The 25,944-nt window shown below is 64.5% G+C and carries 19 protein-coding genes; 9 read left to right on the top strand and 10 right to left on the bottom strand.

What is annotated here, in order from left to right; genetic code table 11:
* Position 1: 1 nt before the first annotated feature.
* Both JNO50_RS07205 and JNO50_RS07200 read right to left on the bottom strand, forming a co-directional pair.
* Entirely contained in the window at positions 2 to 808 is an 807-nt protein-coding gene (locus JNO50_RS07205) for a carbon-nitrogen hydrolase family protein (protein ID WP_189535531.1), read from the bottom strand.
* Positions 805 to 4,635, bottom strand: a complete 3,831-nt coding sequence (locus tag JNO50_RS07200) for a YhdP family protein (RefSeq protein WP_189535529.1) — start codon at positions 4,633 to 4,635, stop codon at positions 805 to 807. Before JNO50_RS07200 ends, JNO50_RS07205 begins: the two co-directional genes overlap by 4 nt.
* A 57-nt stretch (positions 4,636 to 4,692) precedes the next feature.
* Between JNO50_RS07200 and glnE the strand changes: the two genes are divergently transcribed.
* The 6 genes from glnE (at position 4,693) to JNO50_RS07170 (ending at position 10,959) form a co-directional block, all read left to right on the top strand.
* Complete coding sequence (gene glnE, locus JNO50_RS07195) at positions 4,693 to 7,383, top strand: bifunctional [glutamate--ammonia ligase]-adenylyl-L-tyrosine phosphorylase/[glutamate--ammonia-ligase] adenylyltransferase (RefSeq protein ID WP_189535526.1); 2,691 nt, start codon at positions 4,693 to 4,695, stop codon at positions 7,381 to 7,383.
* Between the two features lie 39 nt (positions 7,384 to 7,422).
* A complete protein-coding gene (locus JNO50_RS07190; RefSeq protein ID WP_189535524.1) occupies positions 7,423 to 8,346 on the top strand; it encodes a branched-chain amino acid transaminase in 924 nt (307 codons plus the stop codon).
* Between the two features lie 43 nt (positions 8,347 to 8,389).
* Positions 8,390 to 8,590, top strand: a complete 201-nt coding sequence (locus JNO50_RS07185) for a zinc-finger domain-containing protein (protein WP_189535522.1) — start codon at positions 8,390 to 8,392, stop codon at positions 8,588 to 8,590.
* A gap of 113 nt (positions 8,591 to 8,703) precedes the next feature.
* Positions 8,704 to 9,672 carry a lipopolysaccharide heptosyltransferase II gene (gene waaF, locus JNO50_RS07180; protein ID WP_244976383.1) on the top strand — a complete coding sequence of 323 codons (969 nt, stop codon included), beginning with the start codon at positions 8,704 to 8,706 and terminating at the stop codon, positions 9,670 to 9,672.
* Entirely contained in the window at positions 9,669 to 10,265 is a 597-nt protein-coding gene (locus tag JNO50_RS07175; RefSeq protein WP_189535517.1) for a TetR/AcrR family transcriptional regulator, read from the top strand. Before waaF ends, JNO50_RS07175 begins: the two co-directional genes overlap by 4 nt.
* A 118-nt stretch (positions 10,266 to 10,383) precedes the next feature.
* Positions 10,384 to 10,959: a hypothetical protein gene (locus JNO50_RS07170; RefSeq protein ID WP_189535515.1), complete on the top strand. Its 576-nt coding sequence runs from the start codon at positions 10,384 to 10,386 to the stop codon at positions 10,957 to 10,959.
* Between the two features lie 54 nt (positions 10,960 to 11,013).
* Here the strand turns inward: JNO50_RS07170 and JNO50_RS07165 are convergent, their stop codons facing one another.
* The 8 genes from JNO50_RS07165 to JNO50_RS07130 all read right to left on the bottom strand — a co-directional run bounded on the left by JNO50_RS07165 (position 11,014) and on the right by JNO50_RS07130 (position 22,147).
* Positions 11,014 to 11,499: an SRPBCC family protein gene (locus JNO50_RS07165; protein ID WP_189535513.1), complete on the bottom strand. Its 486-nt coding sequence runs from the start codon at positions 11,497 to 11,499 to the stop codon at positions 11,014 to 11,016.
* 77 nt (positions 11,500 to 11,576) lie between these two features.
* Positions 11,577 to 12,392: a hypothetical protein gene (locus JNO50_RS07160; RefSeq protein WP_189535511.1), complete on the bottom strand. Its 816-nt coding sequence runs from the start codon at positions 12,390 to 12,392 to the stop codon at positions 11,577 to 11,579.
* 75 nt (positions 12,393 to 12,467) lie between these two features.
* The gene (locus tag JNO50_RS07155; protein WP_189535509.1) at positions 12,468 to 13,016 is read right to left on the bottom strand and encodes a SycD/LcrH family type III secretion system chaperone; all 549 of its coding nucleotides are present in this window, start codon (positions 13,014 to 13,016) and stop codon (positions 12,468 to 12,470) included.
* Between the two features lie 127 nt (positions 13,017 to 13,143).
* On the bottom strand, positions 13,144 to 15,528 hold the full coding sequence (locus tag JNO50_RS07150) for a phosphoketolase family protein (RefSeq protein ID WP_189535507.1): 2,385 nt from the start codon (positions 15,526 to 15,528) through the stop codon (positions 13,144 to 13,146).
* Between the two features lie 115 nt (positions 15,529 to 15,643).
* Entirely contained in the window at positions 15,644 to 16,294 is a 651-nt protein-coding gene (locus JNO50_RS07145; RefSeq protein ID WP_189535505.1) for a TetR family transcriptional regulator, read from the bottom strand.
* A gap of 77 nt (positions 16,295 to 16,371) precedes the next feature.
* Positions 16,372 to 17,811 (bottom strand): AdeC/AdeK/OprM family multidrug efflux complex outer membrane factor, encoded by a 1,440-nt coding sequence (gene adeC / locus JNO50_RS07140; RefSeq protein WP_229804809.1) that lies wholly within the window; start codon positions 17,809 to 17,811, stop codon positions 16,372 to 16,374.
* 1 nt (position 17,812) lies between these two features.
* Positions 17,813 to 20,965 (bottom strand): efflux RND transporter permease subunit, encoded by a 3,153-nt coding sequence (locus JNO50_RS07135; RefSeq protein ID WP_189535504.1) that lies wholly within the window; start codon positions 20,963 to 20,965, stop codon positions 17,813 to 17,815.
* Between the two features lie 15 nt (positions 20,966 to 20,980).
* A complete protein-coding gene (locus tag JNO50_RS07130) occupies positions 20,981 to 22,147 on the bottom strand; it encodes an efflux RND transporter periplasmic adaptor subunit (RefSeq protein WP_189535502.1) in 1,167 nt (388 codons plus the stop codon).
* Positions 22,148 to 22,691: 544 nt separating this feature from the next.
* Between JNO50_RS07130 and JNO50_RS07125 the strand changes: the two genes are divergently transcribed.
* From JNO50_RS07125 to JNO50_RS07115, 3 genes are all read left to right on the top strand, one after another.
* Positions 22,692 to 23,117 carry an NfeD family protein gene (locus JNO50_RS07125; RefSeq protein WP_189535499.1) on the top strand — a complete coding sequence of 142 codons (426 nt, stop codon included), beginning with the start codon at positions 22,692 to 22,694 and terminating at the stop codon, positions 23,115 to 23,117.
* Entirely contained in the window at positions 23,117 to 24,067 is a 951-nt protein-coding gene (locus tag JNO50_RS07120; RefSeq protein ID WP_189535497.1) for an SPFH domain-containing protein, read from the top strand. Before JNO50_RS07125 ends, JNO50_RS07120 begins: the two co-directional genes overlap by 1 nt.
* Before the next feature lie 69 nt (positions 24,068 to 24,136).
* Complete coding sequence (locus JNO50_RS07115; RefSeq protein WP_189535495.1) at positions 24,137 to 25,939, top strand: PAS domain S-box protein; 1,803 nt, start codon at positions 24,137 to 24,139, stop codon at positions 25,937 to 25,939.
* Positions 25,940 to 25,944: the final 5 nt, after the last annotated feature.

Raw genomic sequence — 25,944 nt, 5'->3', positions numbered from 1 at the left:
TTCACAGTACGCGATGGGCAAGCGCCGGCAAGCGGGTGCGCACCGATTGAATGACATTCACATCGATCGAGGCCGTGACCACGCCCTCGCCTTTTTTCAGTTCGGCCACGACGCGTCCCCACGGATCGACGATCATCGACTGCCCGTGCGTCTTGCGGCCGTTCTCATGTTCGCCGCCTTGCGCCGAGGCGACGACGTAACACTGGTTTTCAATGGCGCGCGCGCGGATCAGGGTCTCCCAATGCGCCTCGCCCGTCACCGCGGTGAACGCGGCGGGCAGAATCAGAACATCGAAAGGCGCAAGGCTCCGGAACATTTCCGGGAAACGCAGATCGTAGCAGATTCCGAACGCGATGGAGGCAAAAGGCGTCTCGGCCTTGACGGGCGCGCCACCCGGCAGGATCGAATCGGATTCGCAATAGCGCTCCCCCATCCCGGAAAACCCGAACAGGTGGATCTTGTCGTAACGCGCCGCCACCCGCCCCTCCGGATCGAAGAACAGACTGGTATTGTAGACTTTCGTCTCGTCCGGACACACCAGGGGCACCGTCCCGGCCGACAGCCAGACGCCATGCTCGCGCGCCATGGCCGCGAGCGCCTCCTGGATCGGCCCGGCGCCGAAAGTTTCGCGGCGCGCGATCTTGTCGGTGTCGGCGCGCCCCATCAGGCAGAAATACTCCGGCAGCGCCACAAGGGTCGCGCCGCGCGACGCCGCCTCGGCGACGAGTTCGCGGGCCCGGGCGATGTTGCGATCGACGTCGGTGCCGGACACCATCTGCACCGATGCGGCGATAAAGGATGTCTTCATGGTTGCGGGCTCCGTTTCTCCTGGTTGGCGGTTTTTTTGCTGACGACCGGGTCGCGCAAGGTGCCCGTCACTTCATAATCGACCGAAAAGATCCGTCCCACCGGATCCTTGAGCACTTTTTGCGCGGCGAGCGCCGCCACGCCGACCACCGGGTTGATCAGCGCCGCGCCGGTCGCCAGCGCCACGCTCTCGGCGAGGTGCGGCTCGACGTGCAGGCTGATCGACTGGGTTTCGTTCACCAGATTGACCTGCCCGCGGATGGCCACGTCCGCGGCCGGGCCCTTCATCTGGGTGTTGTCCGAACGGAACACGCCCGCCGTCACACGCGCGTCGCCTTTCAGCGTATCAAACGCGAAGCCGTCGCTGAAGACATCCGTGAAATCCAGACGGAAGCGCCGCGTCAGCGACTGCAGGCTGAGTACCCCCAAAAGGCGCGCGACGCCGGGGTCGACCTTGGCGAAACGACCGTCCTTCAGATCCATCGAGACCTGCCCGCTGACCTTCTCCAACTGGAAGTCGGCGAGTCCGCCCGGCCAGCTCAGATCACCGGAAAGACGGCCCTGCCCCTTGCGGAAGCTGTCGCGCACGCCGAAGCGGTCGAGCATCTTGCCGATATCCGCGGCATCCAGTTGCAGACGGCTGTGCACCGCGCGCGGCGACGGTCCGCCGCCGCCCTGCACCCGAGCCGAGCCGCTGAGCGTGCCATAGGCGGCCTTGAGCAACACCTTGTCCAGCAACCAGTCATCCCCCTGGCGCCGCGCGGCCAAATCCAGGCTGCCGACCGGATTGCCGTCAAGCAAAAGCTCGTCGACTCGCACATCCATCGCCGGCAATTCGAAGGCGTCCATCCCGCCGCCCTGCGCCGAAGGTTCGGTTTCGCCGCGCGGCGCGAGGCCATTAAGATCGAAACGGGGCAGACGGGCGCGAAGCTGGCCGCCGCCTTGCGCAAGATAGCTCAGATGCCCGGAAATCTGCGCGGACCGCAACCGGGCCTGCCAGTCGTCACCCCCGGGAAGATGGCGCACTTCGGCGCTGACCTTGTCGAAACGGTACCGCCCCAATGTCACCAGCGGGCTGTCGATGGACACAGTCAGCGGCCATTCGGTCGTGGAGACGCCGCGGCCGCCGCGCACGACGCCGACCCACGGCGCCAGATCCAGCTTCGGGGCGCTTACCAGAATTTGCAGGCCGTCCGGCAACGAGGCGGGGACCGGACGGCCGACGGCCACGGCGCCGGCCTTGAGCGAACCGTCGTCGGCAAGCCGCAGGTGCCCGGCTGCCCGCCCGCCGAGCGTGAATCTCAGTCCCATGCCGGCGGTCTCGGGGCGCAACTCGAGCGACAGGGGCAGCGCCGCCGCGGCCTCCTTGCCCACCGGGGCCGGCGCCGTGATGGCGGTGCCGGCAAGATCGGAGGTCACCAGCAGGGACTCCAGCCCGTGCGTCACGGCGAAACGGGCGGCGAACCGCGACTTGCCCGACACATGCGGCACCAGAAAGTCCGCGTAGCGCGACAGGATCGTGCCGGTCGGCGCCTCGCCGTCCAGCGCGAACTCCATGCGCCCGGCCCTGGCGGTTTTGGCGGTGAGGGCGAAATTGCCGCCGAACGCCGAAACGGCAAGACCGGGGCTTTCGACGCCTTTCTCGGTAAAGATCAGCGGACCGCGCACGGTATCCAGCGGCGGCAACGGCAAGCGCGTCATTTCCAGCCGGTTGCCGACAAAACCGATGCGGCCGCGCACCCGGGTCGTATCCGGCCCCGATAGCGGCACTTTCAATTCGAGGGCGAGCGTGGCATCCCCGCTCGCGCGGATCTGCCCGGTGAAACCGGACAGCCATTTGTCCACCGGACTGCGCGTGGTATAGGTCAGCATTTTGGCCAGCGGCGCGTCGGCCCGGCCGGTAATGTCCAGCCAGGCGTTGTCCGCGGTCAGATCCGGCAGGATCACTTTCACGCCCGACAGCGGTACGCCGAGCGTCGACACCGTTCTGGGCAGAACCTCCATCCGCTCGTTGTGGAACACCAGCGCGGTATCGATGCCATCGAGAGTCGGCCAGCCGGTTTCGAAGAGCAGGCTGGCTTTTTCGACATCGCCCTTGACCAGGAACTCGCCGCCCTTGCCGCCCTTGAACGGGAAGGCGTCCATATCGCCCCTGAGCACCATGGACACATTGTTCAGCCGGCCGGCGCCCAGCGCCTTGCCCAGCCAGGCGCGGGTATCCTGGCCCGCCGCGTAGGGCAGATAGTGCACCACGCGGTTGGCCGGCAATCCGGTCAGCGAAGCCGTCAGGTCGGCCGTTCCGGCGCCCGTGCCGGCATAACGGTAGCTACCCTTCAACGAGCCTTTCAGGTCCGCGTTGGCGAAACGCGCGGTCCGGATCGTGATGCCGACACCGGACTGCTCGCGTTTCCACACCACATCCGAATCGAAAACCTCGAATCCCAACGCCTCCGGGAATACACGCGGCATGTCGATGCGCGCTTTGCTGCCCGCCACGATCAATTGCCCGCCGTTTTCGTCAAAGCGCACGCTGCCGCTGACGCCGGCCACACCCGGAAGGGTGTCGACAGGCGCCCAGGCCAGATCGGAAAACCGGCTTTGCAGCGCATAATGGGTCGGCGCCGTCAGCGGCCCCTTCCAGCTGACTTTGAGCGCGGCGACGGTGCCGGATGGTGAAAACCGGGCGAACAGCGGATTATTGTCCGCGCCCAGTGCGTGAATGAACGGGGTCAGGTGGTGCAAATCGGCGTTATCCAGCGTCAATTCGCCGAACCCCTGCGCGCCGCCCTGCCATTGCCCTTCGATGCCGGTGTGGTTGAAGGCGAGACCGGTCTGGCTCGCCAGCGTCAGATCCGACGCATGGATCCGGTAACGCTCCCCTTGGCGTTGCAGGGACAGGCGCCCGCCCAGTTCGGGAAACACCAGTTCTTTGCCGTCGGGAATGCGCCAGGCGGCGTTCTTGACGCGCACATCGGCTTCCAGCGAGTCCAGCCGTCCTTCGCTGAACGAAGCGGAGAGCGTGCCGTCGCCTTCGCCCGAGCGCAACAGGCCGAATGCCGACAGATAGCGGTTCCACGCCCCAACGCGGGCACCGCTCAGCCGGGCCGAAACGGAGCCGCTCCAGGTCCGCCACTGATGAAGATCGTCGCCGCTCCAGCGCGCCGTGAGTTCGGCGGTGGTGCCCGGACTGAAAACCGGCTGTCCGGCGACACGCAGCCGATGCCCGAGCAGGCCGCTGGTCAACTCCAGCTCGCCCTGGGCGATACCGAGCGGCGGCAAGCCCAGGTAATCGTCCTGCCAGTCGATCCTGGCGCCGCGGACCAGAATGCGGGGCTGGCGCAGCAGCCAGTTGCCGAGCCGGCCGTCGGACTTCCCCTGGGTAAGCGGGAACCCGTTGAGCATGAGCGCATCGGCGCGGGTGCGCCGCACTTCCAGCGACGGGCCGGCGATTTCGATCAGCGCGAGCTGCGGTTCAAAACGCACGAGGCTCATCCAGGACGGTTTGATGTCGACACGCGCCAGGGTCAGGGCCTGCCCGCCCATGGGATCGGTGATGCTCACCCGGTTAAGGGTCAGTCGCGGCGCGACCCCTTCCCATTGCCCCGACAGGTCGCGAATGCTCACCGGCCGGCCGACGGCCCGGCTGATTTGCGCCGCGAGTCCGGGGCGATAGTCGTCAAGTCGCGGCAAGAACCACCAGGTGAACACGGCGAAGGCCAGCGATATGAGCAGCGCGGCCAGCCCCCCCGCCACAGCGAGTGTTTTGACCAAGCGGCGCAGTGTGGCGATCACGCGCCAGTCGGGAACGCGTTCCGGATGCTTTTCCAAAAGGCTTAAACCATTACAATGTGATGATCGGGGACACCCAAAAAGGATTGCGACATTATGCCATCAATTGCCGAGGACGCCATCGCCAAAGCCGGGCAGTTTTCCGGATTCCTGACCCGCCGGCTAACGGCCAGCGAAACGCTGCGTGCTTCGCTGCTTGACGGAACCCTTCGTCCATTCTCCGCCGGCGAGATGGCCGCCTTCGCCGACTGGCGGGCCCTGCCCGGCGCCGACGCCCTCGCCCCGGAGCTGCGGCGCCTGCGCGAAGCGGTGTTCTCCCGGCTGATCGTCAGGGATCTGGCCGGACTCGCAACGCTTGACGAGGTGGTCACCACCCTCTCGGCGCTGGCCGATTTCGCCATTCGCCTGGCCGTCGACGCCGCGGCCGCGTCCTTGTCTCACTATGGCACACCGGTCGGCGAAGAGAGCGGGGAAATCCAGTCGCTCATCGTGATCGGCATGGGCAAGCTTGGCGGCAATGAACTGAACGCCTCCTCCGACATCGACCTGGTGTTCCTGTATCCGGAAAGCGGGGAAACCCGCGGCGGGCGCGGCTTGTCCAATCACGAGTATTTCACCCAGCTGGGCAAGAAAGTCATCGCCTTGCTCGACGAACCGACCATCGATGGCAGGGTGTTCCGTGTCGACATGCGCCTGCGGCCCTACGGCGACTCCGGCCCGCTGGTGATGAGCCTCGCCGCCCTGGAGAACTATCTGCTGGCCCAGGGGCGCGAATGGGAACGCTATGCCTGGATCAAGGCCCGGGTGATCACCGGCGACGCTTCGCTGCTGACGGATCTGGTCAGGCCGTTCGTCTACCGCAAATACCTCGACTACGGCGCTTACGGCGCGATGCGCGACCTGCACGCCCAGATCCGCCGCGAAGTCGCGCGCCGCGACATGGCGACCAACATCAAGCTTGGCCCGGGCGGCATCCGCGAGATCGAATTCATCGCCCAGGTATTCCAGTTGATCCGCGGAGGACGCGAGCGCAGCCTGCAGTTGCGCGGCACCCGCGAGACGCTCGAGCGGCTGCGCGAATTGCGGCTTCTGGAAAACCGCGCGGTCGATGAACTGCAGGAAGCCTACGCCTTCCTGCGCGCGCTAGAGCACCGGCTGCAATACCGCGACGATCAGCAGACCCAGGCGCTGCCGGACGACGGGCCCGCCCTGCTCTCCCTCGCCCACAGCCTTGGCTTTGCCGACACCGCGAGCTTTCTCGATGCGCTGAACGAACAGCGCCGCCGCGTCACGCGCCACTTCGAACAGGTGTTTTTCCTGCCGACCGAAGGCGCGCCGGATCATCCGCTCTCGCGTCTGTGGCGCGACCTTGGCGAAACCGGCATCGCCGACGAACTCGCCCAACTTGGCTATCTTGCGCCCGACGATGTCGAACGCCGCCTAAAAAGTCTCGCCGCCAGCCAGCGCTATCAGCAAATGGCCCAGGCCAATCGCAAGAAGTTCGACGCCCTGATCGGGCCGCTCATCGAAGTGGCCGCCGCCCAGCCCGACCCGGATCCGACGCTCGCGCGCATTCTCGACTTACTGGAAACCATCAGCGGCCGCGCCTCCTACCTTGCCCTCTTGACCGAATATCCGCAGACCTTGCAGCGTCTGGCCGCGCTGTGCTCATCCAGCGCCTGGGTCGCCGCCTATCTGAACCGGCACCCGATCCTGCTCGACGAATTGCTGGACGCGCGCGTGCTGTACGCCGCGCCCGACTGGCGGGCGCTTGGCGCGCAACTGAACGACGCGATGCTGGCGGCCGGCGACGATGTCGAAGCGCAGATGGATACTCTGCGGCACTTCCAGCACGCCCAGACCTTCCGGCTGGTGGCGCAGGATCTGGCCGGCATGTGGACGCTGGAGGCGCTGTCGGACGAGCTCTCGGCGCTGGCGGATCTGGTGCTCGACCGCACCCTCGAGCATGTCTGGCGCCTGCTTGGCAACCGCCACCGCGACACGCACCGTTTCGCCGTGATCGGCTACGGCAAGCTGGGCGGCAAGGAGCTGGGCTACGCTTCGGATCTCGACCTGATTTTTCTTTACGAAGACGATCACCCGGATGCCGCCGACGTGTATTCGCGCCTGGCGCGGCGCATGGTGGCCTGGCTGACCAGCGCCACCAGCGCCGGCGTGCTGTACGACATCGATCTGCGCTTGCGGCCGAACGGCTCGAGCGGCCTGCTGGTCAGCTCGCTGCAGGCCTTCGAAAACTACCAGGCGCAAACGGCCTGGGTCTGGGAACACCAGGCGTTGACGCGGGCGCGTTTCGTGGCGGGGGATGCCGGGGTCGGCCAGCGTTTCGAAGCGGTGCGCCACGCGGTGCTGACGCAGCAACGCGATCCCGCGCGGCTTCGCGACGAGGTCGTGGCGATGCGCGAGCGCATGCTCAAGACCCACCCGGCCCGCGACAGCGATCTTAAGCACGCCCGCGGCGGCATCGTCGACATCGAATTCCTCGTGCAGTGGCTGATTCTGTGCCATGCCCGCGATGTGCCGGCGCTGACCCGCAACAGCGGCAACATCGCCCTGCTCGGCGAGGCGGCGGAAAACGGCCTGATCGACCCCGCGCTCGCCCGCGCCGGACAGGATGCCTACCGCCAGTTGCGGCGGCTTCAGCACGCGGCGCGCCTGGGCGGACACGACCGCATCGGCGCCGAAGCGGCGCCGCACTACGAGGCGGGACGGCGCCTGTGGCAAGATTTGTTGGCCACCCCGTTCACAAGCCCCGGCGGGACGGTATAATCGCTGTCATAACTCGTCAAAAATGTGGAGAAATTCGAGATGTCTATGTCCGATCGCGATGGTTTTCTCTGGTACGATGGCCAGCTTGTCGACTGGCGCTCCGCCACGACCCACGTGCTGACCCACACGCTGCATTACGGCATGGGCGTTTTCGAAGGAGTGCGCGCCTACGACACGCCGCGCGGCCCGGCGGTGTTCCGTCTGCAGGATCATACCGATCGCCTGTTCCGTTCCGCCCATATCCTCGGCATCAAGCTGCCGTTCTCCAAGGACGAGATCAACCGCGCCCATCTTGATGTGGTGAAGGCCAACAAGCTCGAGTCCTGCTATTTCCGGCCGATGGCCTTCTACGGCTCGGGCAAGCTCGGCGTGGCGCCGCCCGCCGACGACGTGCACGTCATCGTCGCGGCCTGGCCGTGGGGCGCCTACCTCGGTGAGGACGGCCTCGAAAAGGGCATCCGCGTGAAGACCTCGTCCTTCACCCGGCACCACGTGAACATCACGATGTGCAAGGCGAAGGCCAACGGCAACTACATGAACTCCATCCTCGCCAACACCGAGGCGACGCGCGACGGCTACGACGAAGCCCTGCTGCTGGACGTCGAAGGCTATGTCGCCGAAGGTTCGGGCGAGAACATTTTCCTGGTGCGCAAAGGCAAGCTCTACACGCCGGATCTGACCTCCGCGCTGGAAGGCATCACCCGCGACACCGTCATCCAGATCGCGGCGCGCATGGGCCTCGAGGTGGTCGAGAAGCGCATCACCCGCGACGAAGTCTACAGCGCCGACGAAGCGTTCTTCACCGGCACCGCGGCGGAAATCACCCCGATCCGCGAACTGGACAACCGCATGATCGGCGAAGGCCGTCGCGGCCCGGTCACCGCCGACATCCAGAAACGCTACTTCGATGCGGTCAAGGGCGTGGATGGCGACAGCGCGCGCTGGCTGACCTATATCGAATAATTGACCGAAAAAGAGGCCCGTTTGCGGGCCCGCAAGGAAGACCATGGCTGAATTGAAAGAAAATACCCGACGCGAGATCGAAGTGACCGGCGACGATCTGCCGCTGCACTGTCCGATGCCCGACATGGTGAAATGGAACGCGCACCCGCGCGTGTTCCTGCCGGTTCACAAGACCGGCGAGGCGCTGTGCCCGTATTGCGGCACCCGCTATAAACTGGTCGGCCCGGTCAAGGGTCACCACTGAGCCGCTGCGGGCCTTCCGTTTTGAAAGGTGCGGCGCCTTGCCGCACCTTTTTTGCTTGTTCTGACATGAAAAAAATACTGGTTATCGGTCCTTCCTGGGTTGGCGACAGCGTCATGGCCCAACCCCTCTACCGGCGGCTGCACGAACGGCATCCGGGGCTGGAGCTGCACGTTTTCGCGCCGCAATGGACACTCCCCCTGCTCGCCCGCATGCCCGAAGTGGCGAAAGCCCATCTGAATCCGTTCGGCCATGGCGCGCTCAAACTCGGCGCCCGCTGGAAAATCGCGCGCCGGCTGGCCCGCGAAAAATTCGATCAGGTCATCGTTCTGCCCAATTCGCTCAAATCCGCGCTGATCCCGCTGATGGCGGGCATCCCCCTGCGCACCGGGTTCATCGGCGAGTCGCGCTACGGCATCCTCAACGATGCGCGCGAACTTGACGAAAAGAGCCTGCCGATGATGGTCGAGCGCTTTTGCGCGCTCGCCGAAGACAAGCATCACGCCATTCCCCGACCGATTCCCCACCCGTCGCTGACGGTGGACGAAGCGGCGAGGAACGACGTCCTCCAGCGGCTGGGACTGGATCTTGCCCGACCTGTCGCCGCCTTCTGTCCGGGCGCCGAATACGGCCCGGCCAAGCGCTGGCCCGCGCGGCACTTCGCGGCGCTGGCGCGGCGCTTTCACGAGGTTGGCTATGCGGTGTGGCTGTTCGGATCGAACAAGGACGCCGCCATCGGCGACGACATCGCCGCCCTGTCGGGCGGCCTCGCGGTCAATCTGTGCGGACGCACGGGACTGGACGAAGCCATCGACCTGATGGGCTGCGCGGATATCGCCATCTGCAACGACTCCGGGCTGATGCACGTCGCCGCCGCGCTGGAAAAACCGCTCGTCGCCCTTTACGGATCGTCGAGCCCGGATTTCACGCCGCCGCTGTCGGACCGGGCCGCCATCGTGAACCTCGATCTGCCTTGCAGCCCCTGCTTCGAGCGCACCTGCCCCTATGGTCACACCGACTGCCTGGAAACCCTTGAGCCCGGCCTCGCATGGCAAGCGGCCATGCGCCTGATCGAACCACGATGAAGACACTCGAAACGCTGAACGTCTCCCCTCCCGAAGAAAACAGCCGCCGCAGGGAATTGATCGAGGCGGCCGCGCGGCTGTTCCGCGACCAGGGCTACGAGCGCACCACCGTGCGCGATCTCGGCAATGCCGTCGGGTTGCAGTCCGGCAGCCTGTTCTACCATTTCCGCACCAAGGAAGAGATCCTCGTCGCGGTCATGGCCCTTGGCATCAGCCGCACCACCGAACAGCTCGCCGAGGCCATCGCCGCCGCGCGCAGCGCGCGGGAAAAACTCGCGGCGCTGTTCCACGTCCATCTCAATTCGCTGTTGGGCGACAACCAGGCCGCGCTCGAGGTCATGCTCTACGAATGGCGCAGTGTATCGGAATCGTCCCGCCCCGGTCTGATTGTGCTGCGCGACCGCTACGAAGCGCTGTGGCAGAGCGTGCTCGACGAAGCCGCAAGCCAGGGCCTGGTCAAGACCGATACCCGCCTGCTGCGCCGCACCTTGCTTGGCAGCCTGCATTGGTCCGTCCAGTGGTACCGCGAGGATGGGGAGCTGACCGTCGACCAATTGGCCGAACGCATGATGGCGCTGGTGCTGACAGACTGATTGTGTTGCCCCCGGCGCAACACAATCCGCGCAAGACCGGCGCCGTTATGACGGAATTTTTCGTCATGGCGGGAAATATGCACTAGAATCAAGCTGATAACTCCGCAAGGGGATTGCCATGACTCCCATTACCGCCACCAGCCAGTTGCAAAGCGCGTACCCGTCGACCACGGTGCGCAGGAACGAAGCCGCCGACCAGCAAGGCGGCGCGGCCGCCCGCGCCGGCGAGACACGCGCGGCGGAAGCCGCGGTCGCCTCGTCCGCGCAGCCCAGGCAGAACGCCGACACCAACCGGGTCGCCGACGAGCTTAACCGCCAGTTGACCGCCAGCAAGACGCAAAGCCTCACCCAGGCGCCGACCCAGCCTTCTCCGGCGGTGAAAACCGACACCCGCCAGGCGGTCGCCACCCCCGGCAGCCCGGAAAACCTCCAGAACCGGACCGATAATCAGGCGCAAACCGATCGCGCCCAGGCCGCGCGTCAGAACACCCAGGCCAGCCAGCAGCGCGAAGCCCGGCAGACCCGCGAGGCGGACACCGCCTCCCGGAGAGCGGAAGAGGCGCAGCGCCCGGCCCGGACCCCGCCTGCCAGCCAGGCGAGCCTGCAGGCCGTTGCCCAATACCAGAGCGCGCAGACCTCGGTACTGCCCGAATCGACGACCACTCCGGCCAACCGCATCTCGGCCACGGCCTAGCTCCGCCTCGCCCCACAGAACCGGGCCGGTCCGCCGGCCCTTTTCGTTCCCGTTTCAATGGTTTTCGACCAACTGCGCCAATTGCGCGGCGCACTGCGACCAGCCCTCGTGAAATCCCATCTTTTCGTGCGCTTCGCGGTCCTCCACGGTCCAGTGCCGTACCCGCGCGGTGTAGCGGGTCTGCCCCTCCTCGTCGGACAGCGTCACGATCACGGTCATGAAGGGTTTGGCGGAGGGTTCCCAGGCCTGGACATAGGCATCGGTGAACACCAGCCGCTCGTTGGGCACCACTTCCAGATACACGCCGTGCGCCGGAAACGCCTCGCCCTCGGGCGAGCGCATGACGATCCGGCTCGCGCCACCCGGACGGACATCCGCTTCGGCAACCGTCACGGTCCAGGGGTTGGGCGCGAACCACAATTTCAGCCACTCCGGGTCGGTCCAGGCACGGAACACCTTGTCGCGTGGAGCCCGGATCAGCCGTGTGACCACCAGGTCGCGCTCGTCCGGCCGGGCGGGCGCCTCATTTGACACATTCATGGCGAACCTCCTTGCGTAACCTCTTGGAATTTCACTCTAGGAATTACCCGGACTCCGTTCAAGCGCGATAACCTCGCTTAGCAGGGCATGATCACCCCTTTACCCTGACTCCAGAGCGCATAGTGTTTTTCCAGCTCGCCGACATTCGCGGCCAGGGAAACGACCAAGCCTTCTTTGGAGGCCCGCCCGTCCTCCAAGGCGTCCAGTCGAGCGCGCAAGGCATCGCGCTCCTCACGAAGCCGGTATTCCCGTTCGTTAGTGGCGCGTTCTTTCGCCGCGAACGCTCCACGCGCGGCGACACTGCTGAACATGATCTCCAGCCCGAGCAGCACGGTCGAGACGGCATTAAGCACCATAGGCCCGTAATGCTCCAGTTTATCGAATGCCGCGCCGGCATGAACCAGCCCCTGGGTGCCGAGGGCGCCGACCGCGGTCGACACGGTACCGAGCGCCAGGCGGGCCATGAACGAGATCATTTCCGCCCGGGGAGCATCGAGCGGCTTGCCAAGCTTGCCGGACACCCACATCAGAAACGATGCCAAAGCATCGTTGCCGCCGCCGGACGAGCCGTCGCGATGCACGCCCACCAAGGTTTTCAGCGCCACGGCGACATCCGCCACAGCCAGCGCGACGCCCACTCCGGAGAGCGCCGTTCCGGCGATGCCGATCGGTCCGGTGAACGGGATGGAAACCGCGCTGCCGACCAGCGCCAGACTGCCGAGCGCCAACATCGCCAGACGCTTGGTCAGCCCCAACCACGCAGCGGTTTTCTGGGCCCGGGTAGCGCGCTTCCTGACGTCGTCCGGACGGACAGCGGCAGGCTGTTCTACCGGCGTATCCAGTGAAACCGTGTCGGGGGATGGGTTTCGCAGAGCGTTTGTTTTCTCTTTCAAAACGTCTTCCGCTGGCAATGAACCACCCGACTGAATTGATGAGCACACCGAATCCACTTTACTCATGATTTTTTCCTATCGGCGCAGTTGCTCAAGGTATTCCACCGTCTTGCCGGCCAGCGCGGTGTGCCGGTCATCCGCCGCGCACAATTCCAGCGTCACCTCGAACGCTTCGATGGCCTCTTCCGGATTCTCCAGCGCGATCAGGCATTCGCCGATGCGGAACACCGCGCCCGGATCGTCCGATTGCAGGTGGGTGGCATGCAAAAAGAACTGCAGGGCGTCCTGATGATGGCCCAGCTGCTGCAGACTGCTGGCGAACCCCATGTGAAAACGCCGGTCGTAGGGCTGCAGCAGCGTGGCACTGGCAAAATCCAGCGCGGCCTTCTCGAAATCGCAGACCATGTAGGCCTGAAAACCCCGGCTGTAAATCTCCTCGAGATCGGCGGGTCCGATGCCGAGCAACGTGGCCAGCACTTCGCCGCCTTCGATCGCCTGGCGGCAGGATTCGATGACCCGTTCGCGTTGGACGGGATCCGCGAACGCCGTGTCGATGTCGGCCTCGCCCCCGAAAAACCGGGCGTCACAAAGATCCCGGGCGGTTTGCTTGGTATGGTGGTTCATGTCATAGGCTCCTTTTGGCACAGTGTCGCGCAGGACGCCGGATATGACTTGCAGTTTTCAGCCACGCTCTTCGACAAAGAAAAAGGGCGTCCGAAGACGCCCCGACGGCAAACCGGCCCAAACCCGCCTACGGCTTGCTCCAGGTCCAGTTCTTGATTTCCGGCATGTCATCGCCGGCCGCATGAATGTAGTTCTTGTGCTCGATCAGTTTGTCGAGGAAGAGCTGGCGCACGTGCGCGCTGCGGTTGGCAAGACGCGGTACCCGGTCGATCACGTCGATGGCCAGGTTGAAGCGGTCCACCTGGTTGAGCACCACCATGTCGAACGGCGTGGTCGTGGTGCCCTCCTCCACATAGCCTCGGACATGCAGATTGTCATGGCCGCGACGGCGGTAGGTCAGACGATGGATCAGCCACGGATAGCCATGGAACGCGAAAATGATCGGCTTGTCGGTGGTGAACAACGCATCGAACTCGTGATCGTCCAGGCCGTGCGGATGTTCGCTGGACGGTTGCAGCGTCATCAGGTCCACCACGTTGACGAATCGGATCTTCAGGTCCGGGAAATGCTCGTTCAGCAACCGGGTCGCCGCCAGCGCTTCCATTGTCGGCACATCGCCGGCCGACGCGATCACCACATCGGGCTCGACACCCGCGTCCGTGCTCGCCCACTCCCAGATGCCCAGCCCCTTGGTGCAATGCCGGATCGCCTGATCGACGGTCAGGTATTGCAGCGCCGGCTGCTTGCCCGCCACGATCACGTTCACATAATGACGCGAACGCAGACAGTGGTCGGTCACGCACAGCAGGGTATTGGCATCGGGCGGCAGGTAAACCCGAATGACTTCGGACTTCTTGTTCACCACGTGATCGAGGAAGCCCGGATCCTGGTGACTGAAACCGTTGTGGTCCTGGCGCCAGACATGGCTGGTCAGCAGGTAGTTGAGCGACGGCAGCGGCTTTCGCCAGTGCATGTCGCGCGTCACCTTCAGCCATTTGGCGTGCTGGTTGAACATCGAGTCGATGACATGAATGAACGCCTCATAGCAGCTGAACAGCCCGTGCCGCCCGGTCAACAGATAACCCTCGAGCCAGCCCTGGCAGGTATGCTCCGACAGGATCTCCATGACGCGGCCGTTCTGCTGCAGCAGGTCGTTGTCCTCATCCTCGGCATGGACACCGGCCATCCACGCCTTGCCCGACACGTCGTACACATCGTTAAGACGGTTGGAGGCGGTCTCGTCCGGACCGAACAGGCGGAAGTTGCGCGCGGCGGCATTGTCGCGCATCACATCGCGCAACAGCTTGCCCATCACCCGCGTCGCCTCGGCGACACGGGTGCCGGGAACGTCGACATCGATCGCGTACTGGCGGAAGTCCGGCATTTTCAGATCACGGGACACCAGACCATGCACGCAGGGATTGGCGCCCATGCGCAGCGCGCCTTCGGGGGCCAGTTCGGAGAGCGCCGGCATCAGGGCGCCGTCGCGGGTGAACAGTTCTTCCGGATGGTAACTCTTGAGCCATTTTTCCAGGGCGGCGACATGCTCTGGCGTCATATCGGAGAACGGCACCTGGTGGCTGCGCCAATAGCCTTCGACTTTTTTGCCGTCAATATTCTTCGGTCCGGTCCAGCCCTTGGGGCTTTTCAGGATGATCATCGGCCAGCGCGGACGCGACAACGCCTCGCCGCGCGCGCGCTCGGCGGCGGCTTGCTCGCGGATCGCGGCAAGACTCGCCATGCAGGTGTCGAGCACCTCGGCCATCCGCTGATGCGTCGGCGCCGTGTCGTCCGGATCGGCCACTTCGACCACGTGCGGGGTATAGCCATAGCCGCGGAACAGGTCGAGCAGTTCGGCATCGTCCAGGCGGGCCAGCACCGTGGGGTTGTTGATCTTGTAGCCGTTCAGATGCAGGATCGGCAGCACCGCTCCGTCATCGATCGGGTTGAGGAATTTGTTGGAGTGCCAGCTCGTCGCCAGGGGGCCGGTTTCCGCTTCCCCGTCGCCCACCACCGCCACCACGACCTGACCGGGATTGTCGAAGGCGGCGCCGAAGGCATGCGACAGCGCATAGCCAAGCTCCCCGCCTTCGTGCATCGACCCCGGGGTTTCCGGCGCGACGTGCGATGGAATGCCGCCCGGAAAGGAAAACTGCTTGAACAGCTTTTTCATGCCCTCGAGGCTGTGATCGACGTCCGGATAGATTTCACTGTACGTGCCTTCCAGCCAGGTGTTGGCCACCAACCCCGGTCCGCCATGCCCGGGTCCGGTGATGTAGATCATCGGCTGGCGCTCGCGGCGGATCAGGCGATTCAGGTGAACATAAATGAAATTCAGTCCGGGCGTGGTCCCCCAGTGCCCCATCAGGCGCGGCTTGACATGCTCGCGCTTGAGCGGTTCGAGCAAGAGCGGGTTGTCTTTCAGGTAGATTTGACCGACCGACAGGTAATTGGCGGCGCGCCACCAGGCGTGCATCAGGTCGAGTTCTGCGGATGTTAGTGGATTTGTCATAACAACATCGTCCTCTTCGGGTTCGTAACCATTGTGGAAGAGCCTGTGCGGGTGCACGTTGATGATGATCAAGCCCGGAATCGGGGCGAGGAGGCCCGGTGGCGCCTCGCCGGAATCAGGGACAGGAGCTGTCGGGCAACCAGGAGTCCAGCCTGAAGGTCCCCCGGAAAAACGGCAGGAACCAGGTGTCGGCTTCGGCCGAAAGATCGATGCGCTCGGGATGCAAAAGCCAGATGTCGATCAGCCCGCGCGCCATGGAGTGGTAAATGTGCGCGGCCTGGCGCGCGGTCAGCCCCGGCAACAGATCGCCCTCCTGGTCGGCCCTCGCGAAAATCTTCTCCAGCCGGTCGAATTTCTCGGTCATGAACGAACGGTCCATGATCAGCACGTTCGCCATTTCCCCGACGAACTCGCAGCGCAGGTTGAGGATGCCGATCACGCAGCGCATGTCGGGATGTTCGGCGAAACAGCGCAGCACGTCCTGACTGTGCTGCCACAGGCAGCGCACCGCCCGCTCGGGCGACCCGGCCCGGGAAAGTTTGGCGTCAAGCTCGTCAAAACGCGGGATGATGCGTTCGCACATGGCGTTGAACAGGGCGATCTTGTCGGTGAAATGCCAGTAGATCGCGCCCCGCGTCACCCCCGCGGCCTGAGCGATATCGGCGAGCGACGTGCGGCTCACGCCCTTTTCCCAGAACAGGCGTTGCGCCGTATCGATCAGCCGTTGCCGCGTCAGTTCGGCTTCTTCCTTGGTCTTGCGTGCCATGTGCTGCCTTTGCCTTCCCCTGTCTTGTGCGCACTCCCGTTAAAAAAATCCCCCGGTCTTAACCGGGGGATCGAGCCTTAGGAACCTTTCACGGCGCCGGGCTCCGGCTGCCAACCGCCGCCCAGGACCTTGTACAGGGTCACGCGGGAGGCAAGACGCGCCTGGCGCGTCACAATCAGCGACTGCTCGGCACTGTACAGCGAACGCTGGGCATCCAGCAAGGTCAGATAGCTGTCGACGCCGGCCTTGTAACGGGCGTTCGACAAGCCGTAGCTCAGCCGCGCCGCTTCGGCGAGCTTTTGCTGGGCCGACCATTGCTCCTCGATGGTGCCGCGCACAGCCAGGGCGTCGGCGACTTCGCGGAACGCCGTCTGCACGGTCTTTTCGTACTGGGCGACCGCGATGTCGCGCTGCACCTTGGAGGTGCGCAGCGTGGCCAGGTTCACTCCGCCATCGAAGATCGGCAGCGAAATCGACGGGCCGAACGACCAGGTTCCCGAACCACTGTCGAACAATCCGGACAGCGTGGGACTCGCGCTGCCGACACTGCCCGTCAGGGTGATTCTCGGAAAGAAGTTGGCCCGCGCGGCGCCGATATTGGCGTTGGCGGCCTTGAGCTGGTGCTCGGCCAGCAACACGTCCGGACGGTTCAGCAGCACCTGGGACGGCAGGCCGGCCGGCAGATCCGGCAAGTCCGCCTGATCCTTGAGCGAGCCCTTGCCCAGGAGGTCGGCCGGCACGGCCGCGCCGACCAGCAGCGTCAGGGCGTTTTCGTCGCGCGCGACCTGGCTGGTCAGCGACGCCATGTCCGAACGCGCCGATTGCACCAGGGAGTCGGCCTGGGCCAGATCCAGCGCGGACGAGGAACCCAGTTCGAAGCGCCGCTGGATCAGGGCCTGGGAGTCCAGACGGGTTTTCAGGGTATCCCTGACGAAGGCCAGCCGGTCGCGGTCTGCCAGGAGCGCGTACCAGGCATTGGCCACTTCGGCCACCAAACTGATTTGCGTGCTCTTTCTTGTCTCTTCCTTGCCGAAATAGCTTTCGAGCGCGGATTCCTTCAGGCTGCGCAGACGGCCGAACAGATCGATCTCATAGGCGCTGAACCCCACGCCACCGGTGTAGCTGCGGGACACCCGGGGCTGGCCGGCGGCGCGGTAGGCATCGGCCGTTCCCTGGGCGGACTGGCCGCCGCTCGCGTTGATGCCCGGAAAGAGCGGCGCGCCGGCGATCTGGTACTGCGCGCGGGCCGCCTCGATATTGAGGGCGGCGACGCGCAGATCGCGGTTGTTCTCGAGCGCCATTCCGATCAGGGTCTTCAGCGCCGGATCACGGAAAAAATCGCGCCACGGCAACTCGCTGGCGGCCGCGCCCGTGTCCGTCGCCGGCGCGTACGCGTCGCCGGCCGGAAAGGCGCCCGCCACCGGCAGCGCCGGGCGTTGGTAATCGGGCGCCATCGTGCAGCCGGCGAGCAACGCCGCGGCCACGGAAGCGCCCAGGAGGGAAGGTCGTTTCAACATATCATTGCTCCCCTTCGGTGGTGACGGCCGCCTGCGGGCTTTGCGCCTGCTTGGGCGGGAACCGCTTGCGCACCACAACGAAGAACACAGGAACCCAGAAAATCGCCAATACGGTCGCCGATATCATCCCGCCCATCACGCCGGTGCCGATGGCGTTCTGGCTGCCAGAACCCGCGCCGTTGCTGATGGCCAGCGGCAACACCCCGAGGATGAAGGCCAGCGAGGTCATCAGGATCGGACGCAGACGCATGCGGACCGCTTCGAGTGTGGCCTCGATGAGGCCTTTCCCATGCGCTTGTTGTTCCTTGGCGAACTCGACAATCAAAATAGCATTTTTCGCCGACAGGCCGATAGTCGTCAACAGACCGACCTGGAAATACACGTCGTTGTTCAGACCGCGCAATCCGGCCGCCGCCAGCGCGCCGATCACGCCGAGCGGCACCACCAGCATCACCGAGAACGGAACCGACCAGCTCTCGTACAGCGCTGCGAGCGACAGGAACACGATCAGGATGGAGATCGCGAACAACGCCGGCGCCTGCGAGCCGGACATGCGTTCTTCATAGGAAAGACCGGTCCACTGGTAACCGATACCGGGCGGCAATTGCTTGATGATGTTTTCCACGGCGGTCATCGCTTCGCCGGTACTCTTGCCCGGCGCCGGCTGGCCGAGAATTTCCAGCGAGGAAACCCCGTTGTACCGTTCAAGACGCGGCGAACCATAGGTCCAGTGCGCCGTGGCGAAGGCCGAGAACGGCACCATCTGACCACTGGCGTTGCGCACGTGCCACTTGTTCAGGTCTTCGGGCGTCATGCGGTGCGATGCGTCGGCCTGCATGTAGACCTTCTTCACACGGCCCCGATCCAGGAAGTCGTTGACATAGCTCGACCCCCAGGCCGCCACCAGCGTCTGGTTGATGTCCGCCAACGAGATACCCATCGCGCTGGCCTTCTCCTGATCGATGTCCAGGCGGTACTGCGGCGTGTCGTTCAGGCCGTTCGGACGCACCCCGGCGAGCACCGGATCCTTGGCCGCGAGCATCAGGAACTGGTTGCGCGCTTCCATCAGGCGCTCATGCCCGACGCCACCGACATCCTGCAGTTCAAGGTCGAAGCCGGTCGCGTTGCCCAGCTCCATCACCGCGGGCGGAGCGAACGCCAGCACCAGCCCGTCGCGCACCTGGGAGAACGCCCCCATGAAACGGCCGGCCACCGCCTGCACGCTCAGCGATTTGTCGCGCCGCTGGCTCCAGTCCTTCATGCGAATGAACAGAATACCGGCGTTCTGGCCATTACCCGCGAAGCTGAAGCCCGCCACCGCGAACACGGAGTCGACGGCATCCTTCTCCTTGGTCATCAGATGGTGCTCCGCCTTGCGGATCACCTCGAGCGTTTTCGCCTGCGGTGTGCCTGGCGGCAGCAGCACCTGCCCGAACAGGATCCCCTGGTCCTCGTCCGGCAGGAAGGAGGTCGGCATGCGCACGAAGAGGAACGCCATGAGGCCGACGATCAGGCCGTAGATCAGCATGTAGCGCAGGGTTTTGCCCAGGATGCGGCCAACCGCCGCCTCGTAACGCGCCGTGGCGTTCTCGAACATGATGTTGAAGCGGCCGAAGAAACCGGTGTGATCGTGACCGATCGCATGCCCCTTCTCCACCGGCTTGAGCATCGTGGCGCACAGGGCGGGCGTCAGCACCAGCGCGACGATCACCGACAGCACCATGGACGACACCACGGTGATCGAGAACTGCCGGTAGATCACGCCGGTCGAGCCGCCGAAGAACGCCATCGGCACGAACACCGCCGCGAGCACCAGCGCGATGCCGATCAGCGCGCCGGTGATCTGGTCCATCGATTTGCGCGTCGCCTCTTTGGGCGGCAACCCTTCCTCGCTCATCACCCGCTCGACGTTCTCGACCACGACGATCGCGTCGTCGACCAGCAGACCGATCGCCAACACCATGCCGAACATGGTCAGCGTGTTGATCGAGAAACCGAAGGCCGCCAACACGCCGAAGGTGCCGAGCAGCACCACCGGCACCGCGATGGTGGGAATCAGCGTGGCGCGGAAGTTCTGCAAGAAGAGGTACATCACCAGGAACACCAGCACGATGGCTTCGCCCAGGGTCTTGACGACGTCCTCGATCGACAGTTTCACGAACGGCGTGGTGTCGTACGGATACACCACCGTCAGCCCGGTCGGGAAATCGCGCTTGAGTTCGTCGACCTTGGCGCGGATCGCCGCCGCGGTGTCCAGCGCGTTCGCGCCGGTGGCGAGCTTCAGGCCGATACCGGCGGCCGGCTTGCCGTTGTAGTAGGTATCGATCGAGTAGTTCTCGCCGCCCAGCTCGACGCGCGCCACATCGGACAACAGCACGTGCGAGCCGTCCTGGTTGACGCGCAGCAGGATACGGCCGAACTCCTCGGCGGTGGTCAGACGCGTCTGCGCCACGATGGTCGCTGTCAGCGCGACACCCTTGGCCGCCGGCAGCCCGCCCAGTTGCCCGGCCGAAACCTGGGCATTCTGCGCCTTGATGGCGTTGGCGATATCGGCGACCGTGACCTTGTAGTTGGTCATTTTGTTCGGGTCAAGCCAGATGCGCATCGCGTACTGCGCGCCGAACAACTGGAAGTCGCCCACGCCGGGGACGCGGCTCAGGGGGTCTTGCAGGTTGGCGGCGACATAGTCGGAGATGTCGTTCTTGGTCATGCTCCCGTCGGCCGAGACGAAGCCGAGCACCATCAGGAAGTTTTTCGTGGCTTTGGCCACGCGGATCCCCTGCTGCTGCACCTCTTGTGGCAAGAGCGGCATCGCCAGCTGCAGCTTGTTCTGCACCTGCACCTGGGCGATATCCGGGTTGGTGTTGGCATCGAAGGTCAGCGTGATGGTCACGCCGCCGGAGTCATCGCTGGTGGAGGACATGTAGCGCAGGTGGTCGATACCGTTCATTTTCTGTTCGACGACCTGCGTCACGGTGTCTTCCACTGTCTTGGCCGATGCGCCAGGGTAGTTCGCCGAAATGGCGACCTGCGGAGCGGCGATGGCCGGATACTGGGCCACCGGCAGCTCGAGGATGGACAGCGCCCCGGCCAGCATGATGACGATGGCGATCACCCACGCAAAAATCGGACGATCAATAAAAAATCGTGACATGAAGCCTGCTCCTGGTTATTTCTGCGCAGCCGGCGCGGCCGGTTTGTACGGCACGGTCTTGACCGGCATGCCCGGGCGGATCTTCATCAGGTTGTCCATGATTACCTGGTCGCCCGCCTTGAGGCCGTCGGTCACGAGCCAGTTCTGGCCCACCGTGCCGGCGACCTTGATGATCCGCGGCGTCACCTTGCCCTGGCTGTCGGGAACCAGCACCATCGCGTCGCCCTTGGGCGTGCGCGTCACGGCCTGCTGCGGCACCTGGATGGCGTTGGAGGCGATACCCTGCTCGAGGCGGGCGCGGACGAACATCCCGGGCAACAGCTCGTGGCGGGGGTTCGGGAACACCGCGCGCAGCAGCACCGAGCCCGTGGTCGGGTCAACGGTGATGTCGGAGAAGGCCAGCGAGCCCATTTCGCGGTATTCGCTGCCGTCCTCCAGGATCAGCTTGACCTTGGCCTGGCCAGCGCCGTTCTTCACGCGGCCGGCTTCGAAGTCGTGACGCAGCTTGAGCAGTTCGCTGCTCGACTGGGTCAGGTCGACATACATCCGGTCGATTTCCTGCACGGTCGCCAGCGCCGTCGGCTGGTTGGCGGTCACCAGCGCACCTTCGGTCACCGACGATTTGCCGATGCGTCCGGTGATCGGAGAGGTCACCGTGGAATAGTTCAGGTTGATGCGCGCGGTTTTGGCGGCGGCGGCGGTGGCGGCGGCGTCGGCTTCGGCCTGCTGCAGCGCGGCGCGGGCGTCATCGAACTCCTGGCTGCTCACGGCCTTGATCTCGACGAGCTCGGCATAGCGCTTGGCCTTCAGGCGCGCGGTGGTCAGATTGGCCTGGGCCTTGGCGTGATTGGCCTGGGCCTGCTCGTAGGCGGCCCGGTAGGTTTCCGGATCGATTTGATAAAGAGGCTGGCCGGCCTTCACCACTCCCCCCTCCTGGAAGAGCCGCTTGACGACGACACCGCCGACCTGGGGACGGACATCCGCCACCCGCAAGGCCGAGGTACGGGCCGGCAGTTCCCGGATCAAGGGCACGGAATCGGTTTGCAGGGTCAGAACCCCGACCTCGAGCGGGCCGGTTTGCGGCCCTTGCTGTCCGTTCTTGTTGCCGCAGCCGGTCAAGGCAAGCGCCGTTGCAAAAGCGAGGACCGTTACCCGAGGGGAAAAGCGTTGCTTGTTTTGCATGAAACTCCCCGATAGCAGGATACAAACGTTACGAAACTGGGAAAATCAGGCAGGCAGTATACATACAGTCGAGCATGTATGTATATGTCTCGATTATTAACAAACTTATTTATAGTGCCATAGGCAAACAGGTTAAAGATGAAGCGCAGATGACCACCACTCACATGAGCAGAAATACGGAAAAACCCTAACCGGCACGGGACGGACAACTCATCGCGCGGGCAACAACGGCGATTCCTCGACCATCTGGCGGCGCGGTTTCCCGCCGGGCGGGAATGGGAATCATCCCGCCCGGCGGCGTCGGCTGGCATTGGTATTTACGCAACACTCAGCAGGCGATTCGCCATCCGGGAGGGAAATTTTCATCGGGAAAGGAAACCAATGAAAAAAATTCTCATCCAAGGCCGGGGTGTCCTGACAAGCCCACTGACGGCCCCCCGCTCGAACTGACCGGAAGCGGGCCAAAAATCATAAATGGAACAGACATGAAATGACAAACAAAACTCATTGCGCTATCGTGAACTCCCGTCAAAAGGATTAGTCCATGACTTCCCAAGCCTTCTGGTGGCTTCTGGGCCTTGTCGCCCTGATCGCCGAATTCCTGACCGGCACTTTCTATCTGCTGGTGCTCGCGGCCGCCTTCGCGGCCGGCGGCCTTGCCGCCCTCGCCGGAATGGAAGGCATCGCGCAGGCCGTTTGCGCGAGCGCGGCGGGACTTGCCTCGCTCGTTGTCGTGCGCCGCCTGAAACGGCGTCTTGGCCCGTCGGACCCGGTGGCCGACGATCCCGACATCGGCCAGCCGGTGACACTGATTTCGGAGCACGACGGACTATGGCGCGTCGCTTACCGCGGCACGCAATGGGACGCGCGCTTCACCGGGGAGCCTCCCGGCCCGGACGAGACGGCGCTGATCGCCGGCCGCGAGGGCAACCGCCTACTGCTGACCACTCATCCCACAGGACAACACTGATGGAAATCGCCATTATCCTGCTCGTCGCCGTTATTGTTTTCGTGATCAAGTCCGTCAAGGTCGTGCCCCAGCAGCATGCCTGGATCGTCGAACGGCTGGGCCGCTACCACGCCACGCTGGTGCCGGGCCTGAACCTCATCATTCCCTTCGTCGATCGCATCGCCTACCGGCACTCCCTCAAGGAAGTGCCGCTGGACGTGCCAAGCCAGGTCTGCATCACGCGCGACAATACCCAGCTGACCGTCGACGGCATCCTGTACTTCCTGGTGACCGATCCGAAGCTCGCCTCCTACGGCACGAGCAACTACATCGTCGCCATCTCGCAACTGGCTCAGACCACCCTTCGTTCGGTGATCGGCCGCATGGAGCTGGACAAGACCTTCGAGGAACGCGAGGGGATCAACCACGCGGTGGTCGCCGCGCTCGACGAGGCGGCCGTCAGCTGGGGGGTCAAGGTTTTGCGCTACGAGATCAAGGATCTCGTGCCGCCGCAGGATATCCTGCACTCGATGCAGCGCCAGATCACCGCCGAACGCGAAAAACGCGCCCGCATCGCCGAGTCGGAAGGCCGCAAGACCGAGCAGATCAACCTTGCCAGCGGTGCCCGCGAAGCGGCCATTCAGGAGTCCGAAGGCCAGATGCAAGCGACGATCAACCAGTCCGAGGGCGAGCGTCAGGCATCGGTCAACCGGGCCCAAGGGCAAGCCGAAGCGATGAAGCTGATGGCCGCCGCGACATCCAGCGCCATCGCGACGGTCGCCGAGGCGCTGCGCCGCGAGGGCGGCATGGAAGCGGCCGGGCTGAAGGTCGCCGAACAGTATGTCACCGCCTTCGGCCAACTGGCCAAGGAGAACAACACGCTGATTCTGCCGGCCAATGTCTCCGACATCGGCTCGCTGGTCGCCTCGGCGATGAGCGTGGTGAAAAACACCGGTCCCCGGCAAAACTGACAGAGCGCCGTCTGGCGGTTTGTATCCTATAAATCAGGTTGTTATGGTCACGCCGGACTGGTCGACGCCGTGCAACCTGATTCCTCCTTGCCAGAGTTCCTGGCCAAGCCCGATATTCTCGATGCGCTGACCGGCGCCATCGATACCGGGGTATGCCTGTTCGACCGCGAGCTGCGCTTCCGTTTCATCACACCGCTGGCGGCGAGCCTCAACGGGCTGAGCGTCGAAGATCACCTCGGGCGCTCGCTGCGCGACATCCTTCCGGATATCGCCGATGCGCTGGAGACAACGCTGCGGGGAATTCTCGACAGCGGCGAGACGGTGGCGAACTTCGAATTTCCCGCCGAAATCCCGGCCCAGCCGGGCAGCCCCAGATTCTGGCGCGGAACCTACCGCCCCCTGCTCCGGGATGGCGCCATCGCCGGACTCATTTGCACGTTTGCCGATGTCACCGCCCAGATCGAAGCGGAAAAACTCAGACAGGCCACCGAGGCGCGCGCGCGGCGCATGCTCGACAGTCTGTCGATCTTTGTCGGCATCCTGTCGCCCGACGGTATCCTGCTCGAATCGAACCGGGCGCCGCTCGACGCGGCGCGGATTGCCGCCGCCGAAGTCATCGGCCGTCCCCTGTGGGAATGCTACTGGTGGAACCACTCCCCGGCTGTCCAGGCGTGCATCCGTCATGCCGTCGGACAAGCGACCAGTGGCAGCGTGTCGCGTTTCGACACCGATTCGCGCATGGCGCAAGGCGAACTGGTGGCGGTGGATTTCATGCTCTCCCCGGTCAGGGACGAGCACGGCCGTATATCGGAACTGATCGCCTCGAGCATTGACATCAGCCAGCGCAAACGCAGCGAAGAAGCGCTGCGTCTGTCGGAGGAACGCTTCCGCCAGGTGGTCGAGGCCGTGCCGGAAGGGCTGGTGGTCGTCAACACGTCAGGACAGATCGAACTGGTCAACCAGCGCATGTCCCATTTGTTCGGCTACGAGCGGGACGAACTGGTCGGTCATCCGTTGGCCATGCTGGTGCCCGAAACGCAACGGACTCACCACGACGGCTATTTCAGCGGCTACATGCGCGCGCCGCACAACCGGGAAATGAGCCAGCGCAACGATATCCACGGCCGCCGCAAGGACGGCAGCCTGTTTCCCGTCGAGGTCGGCCTGAACGCGCTGGATACCTCCCGGGGCACCATGGCGCTCGCGACCGTGGCCGACATCACCCGGCGCAGGGCCGACCAAATGCTGATCGAACGGGCTCTCGAAGAAAAAACCGTGCTGCTCAACGAGGTTCATCATCGCGTCAAGAACAACCTTCAGGTGATATCCAGTCTCTTGCGCCTGCAATCGGGCATCGCCAGTCCCGAAGCCCGCGAGGTGCTCGAGCAAAGCCAGAACAGGGTGCGGGCCATGGCCCTGATCCATCAGCTGCTGTACGAACGCAGCGACTTCATGGATCTGGACTTCGCCGTCTATTGCCAGCAGCTGTGCCGCCTGCTGTCGGACAGCATCACGCTGCGCGACGGAGTCAGCATCGCCCTTGACATCGGGCCGGCGCCGGTAACGCTCAGCCTGCACCGGGCGGTGCCCTGCGGACTGCTGGTCAACGAGCTGGTCACCAATGCGGTCAAGCATGCTTTCCCCAACCACCGCGGCGGCCGTATCGATGTGAGGGTCAGCCAGCCGACGCCCGAAGAGGTCAGGATCAGCGTCGCCGACAACGGCATAGGTCTGCCGGCCGACATTCGTCCCGGCACTTCGTCCACGCTGGGGTTCCAGTTGATCCCGTTGCTGGTCGACCAGGCCGGCGGGCGCCTGGAACTGAACGTCGGGGGCGGCACGCGTTTCGACATTGTGCTGCCCTACCCCTGAGGAGA

Source organism: Paludibacterium paludis (assembly GCF_018802605.1).
GTDB lineage: Bacteria > Pseudomonadota > Gammaproteobacteria > Burkholderiales > Chromobacteriaceae > Paludibacterium > Paludibacterium paludis.
Note: the sequence above shows the minus strand (reverse complement) of the source record. Positions and strands in the feature narration are given on the sequence as shown.

What these genes read in the sequence shown, in the direction of transcription:
- JNO50_RS07205 (WP_189535531.1), bottom strand. Translation starts at nt 808, where the DNA reads ATGAAGACATCCTTTATCGCCGCATCGGTGCAGATGGTGTCCGGCACC.
- glnE (WP_189535526.1), top strand. Translation starts at nt 4,693, where the DNA reads ATGCCATCAATTGCCGAGGACGCCATCGCCAAAGCCGGGCAGTTTTCC.
- JNO50_RS07190 (WP_189535524.1), top strand. Translation starts at nt 7,423, where the DNA reads ATGTCTATGTCCGATCGCGATGGTTTTCTCTGGTACGATGGCCAGCTT.
- JNO50_RS07185 (WP_189535522.1), top strand. Translation starts at nt 8,390, where the DNA reads ATGGCTGAATTGAAAGAAAATACCCGACGCGAGATCGAAGTGACCGGC.
- waaF (WP_244976383.1), top strand. Translation starts at nt 8,704, where the DNA reads ATGGCCCAACCCCTCTACCGGCGGCTGCACGAACGGCATCCGGGGCTG.
- JNO50_RS07175 (WP_189535517.1), top strand. Translation starts at nt 9,669, where the DNA reads ATGAAGACACTCGAAACGCTGAACGTCTCCCCTCCCGAAGAAAACAGC.
- JNO50_RS07170 (WP_189535515.1), top strand. Translation starts at nt 10,384, where the DNA reads ATGACTCCCATTACCGCCACCAGCCAGTTGCAAAGCGCGTACCCGTCG.
- JNO50_RS07165 (WP_189535513.1), bottom strand. Translation starts at nt 11,499, where the DNA reads ATGAATGTGTCAAATGAGGCGCCCGCCCGGCCGGACGAGCGCGACCTG.
- JNO50_RS07155 (WP_189535509.1), bottom strand. Translation starts at nt 13,016, where the DNA reads ATGAACCACCATACCAAGCAAACCGCCCGGGATCTTTGTGACGCCCGG.
- JNO50_RS07150 (WP_189535507.1), bottom strand. Translation starts at nt 15,528, where the DNA reads ATGACAAATCCACTAACATCCGCAGAACTCGACCTGATGCACGCCTGG.
- JNO50_RS07145 (WP_189535505.1), bottom strand. Translation starts at nt 16,294, where the DNA reads ATGGCACGCAAGACCAAGGAAGAAGCCGAACTGACGCGGCAACGGCTG.
- adeC (WP_229804809.1), bottom strand. Translation starts at nt 17,811, where the DNA reads ATGTTGAAACGACCTTCCCTCCTGGGCGCTTCCGTGGCCGCGGCGTTG.
- JNO50_RS07135 (WP_189535504.1), bottom strand. Translation starts at nt 20,965, where the DNA reads ATGTCACGATTTTTTATTGATCGTCCGATTTTTGCGTGGGTGATCGCC.
- JNO50_RS07130 (WP_189535502.1), bottom strand. Translation starts at nt 22,147, where the DNA reads ATGCAAAACAAGCAACGCTTTTCCCCTCGGGTAACGGTCCTCGCTTTT.
- JNO50_RS07125 (WP_189535499.1), top strand. Translation starts at nt 22,692, where the DNA reads ATGACTTCCCAAGCCTTCTGGTGGCTTCTGGGCCTTGTCGCCCTGATC.
- JNO50_RS07120 (WP_189535497.1), top strand. Translation starts at nt 23,117, where the DNA reads ATGGAAATCGCCATTATCCTGCTCGTCGCCGTTATTGTTTTCGTGATC.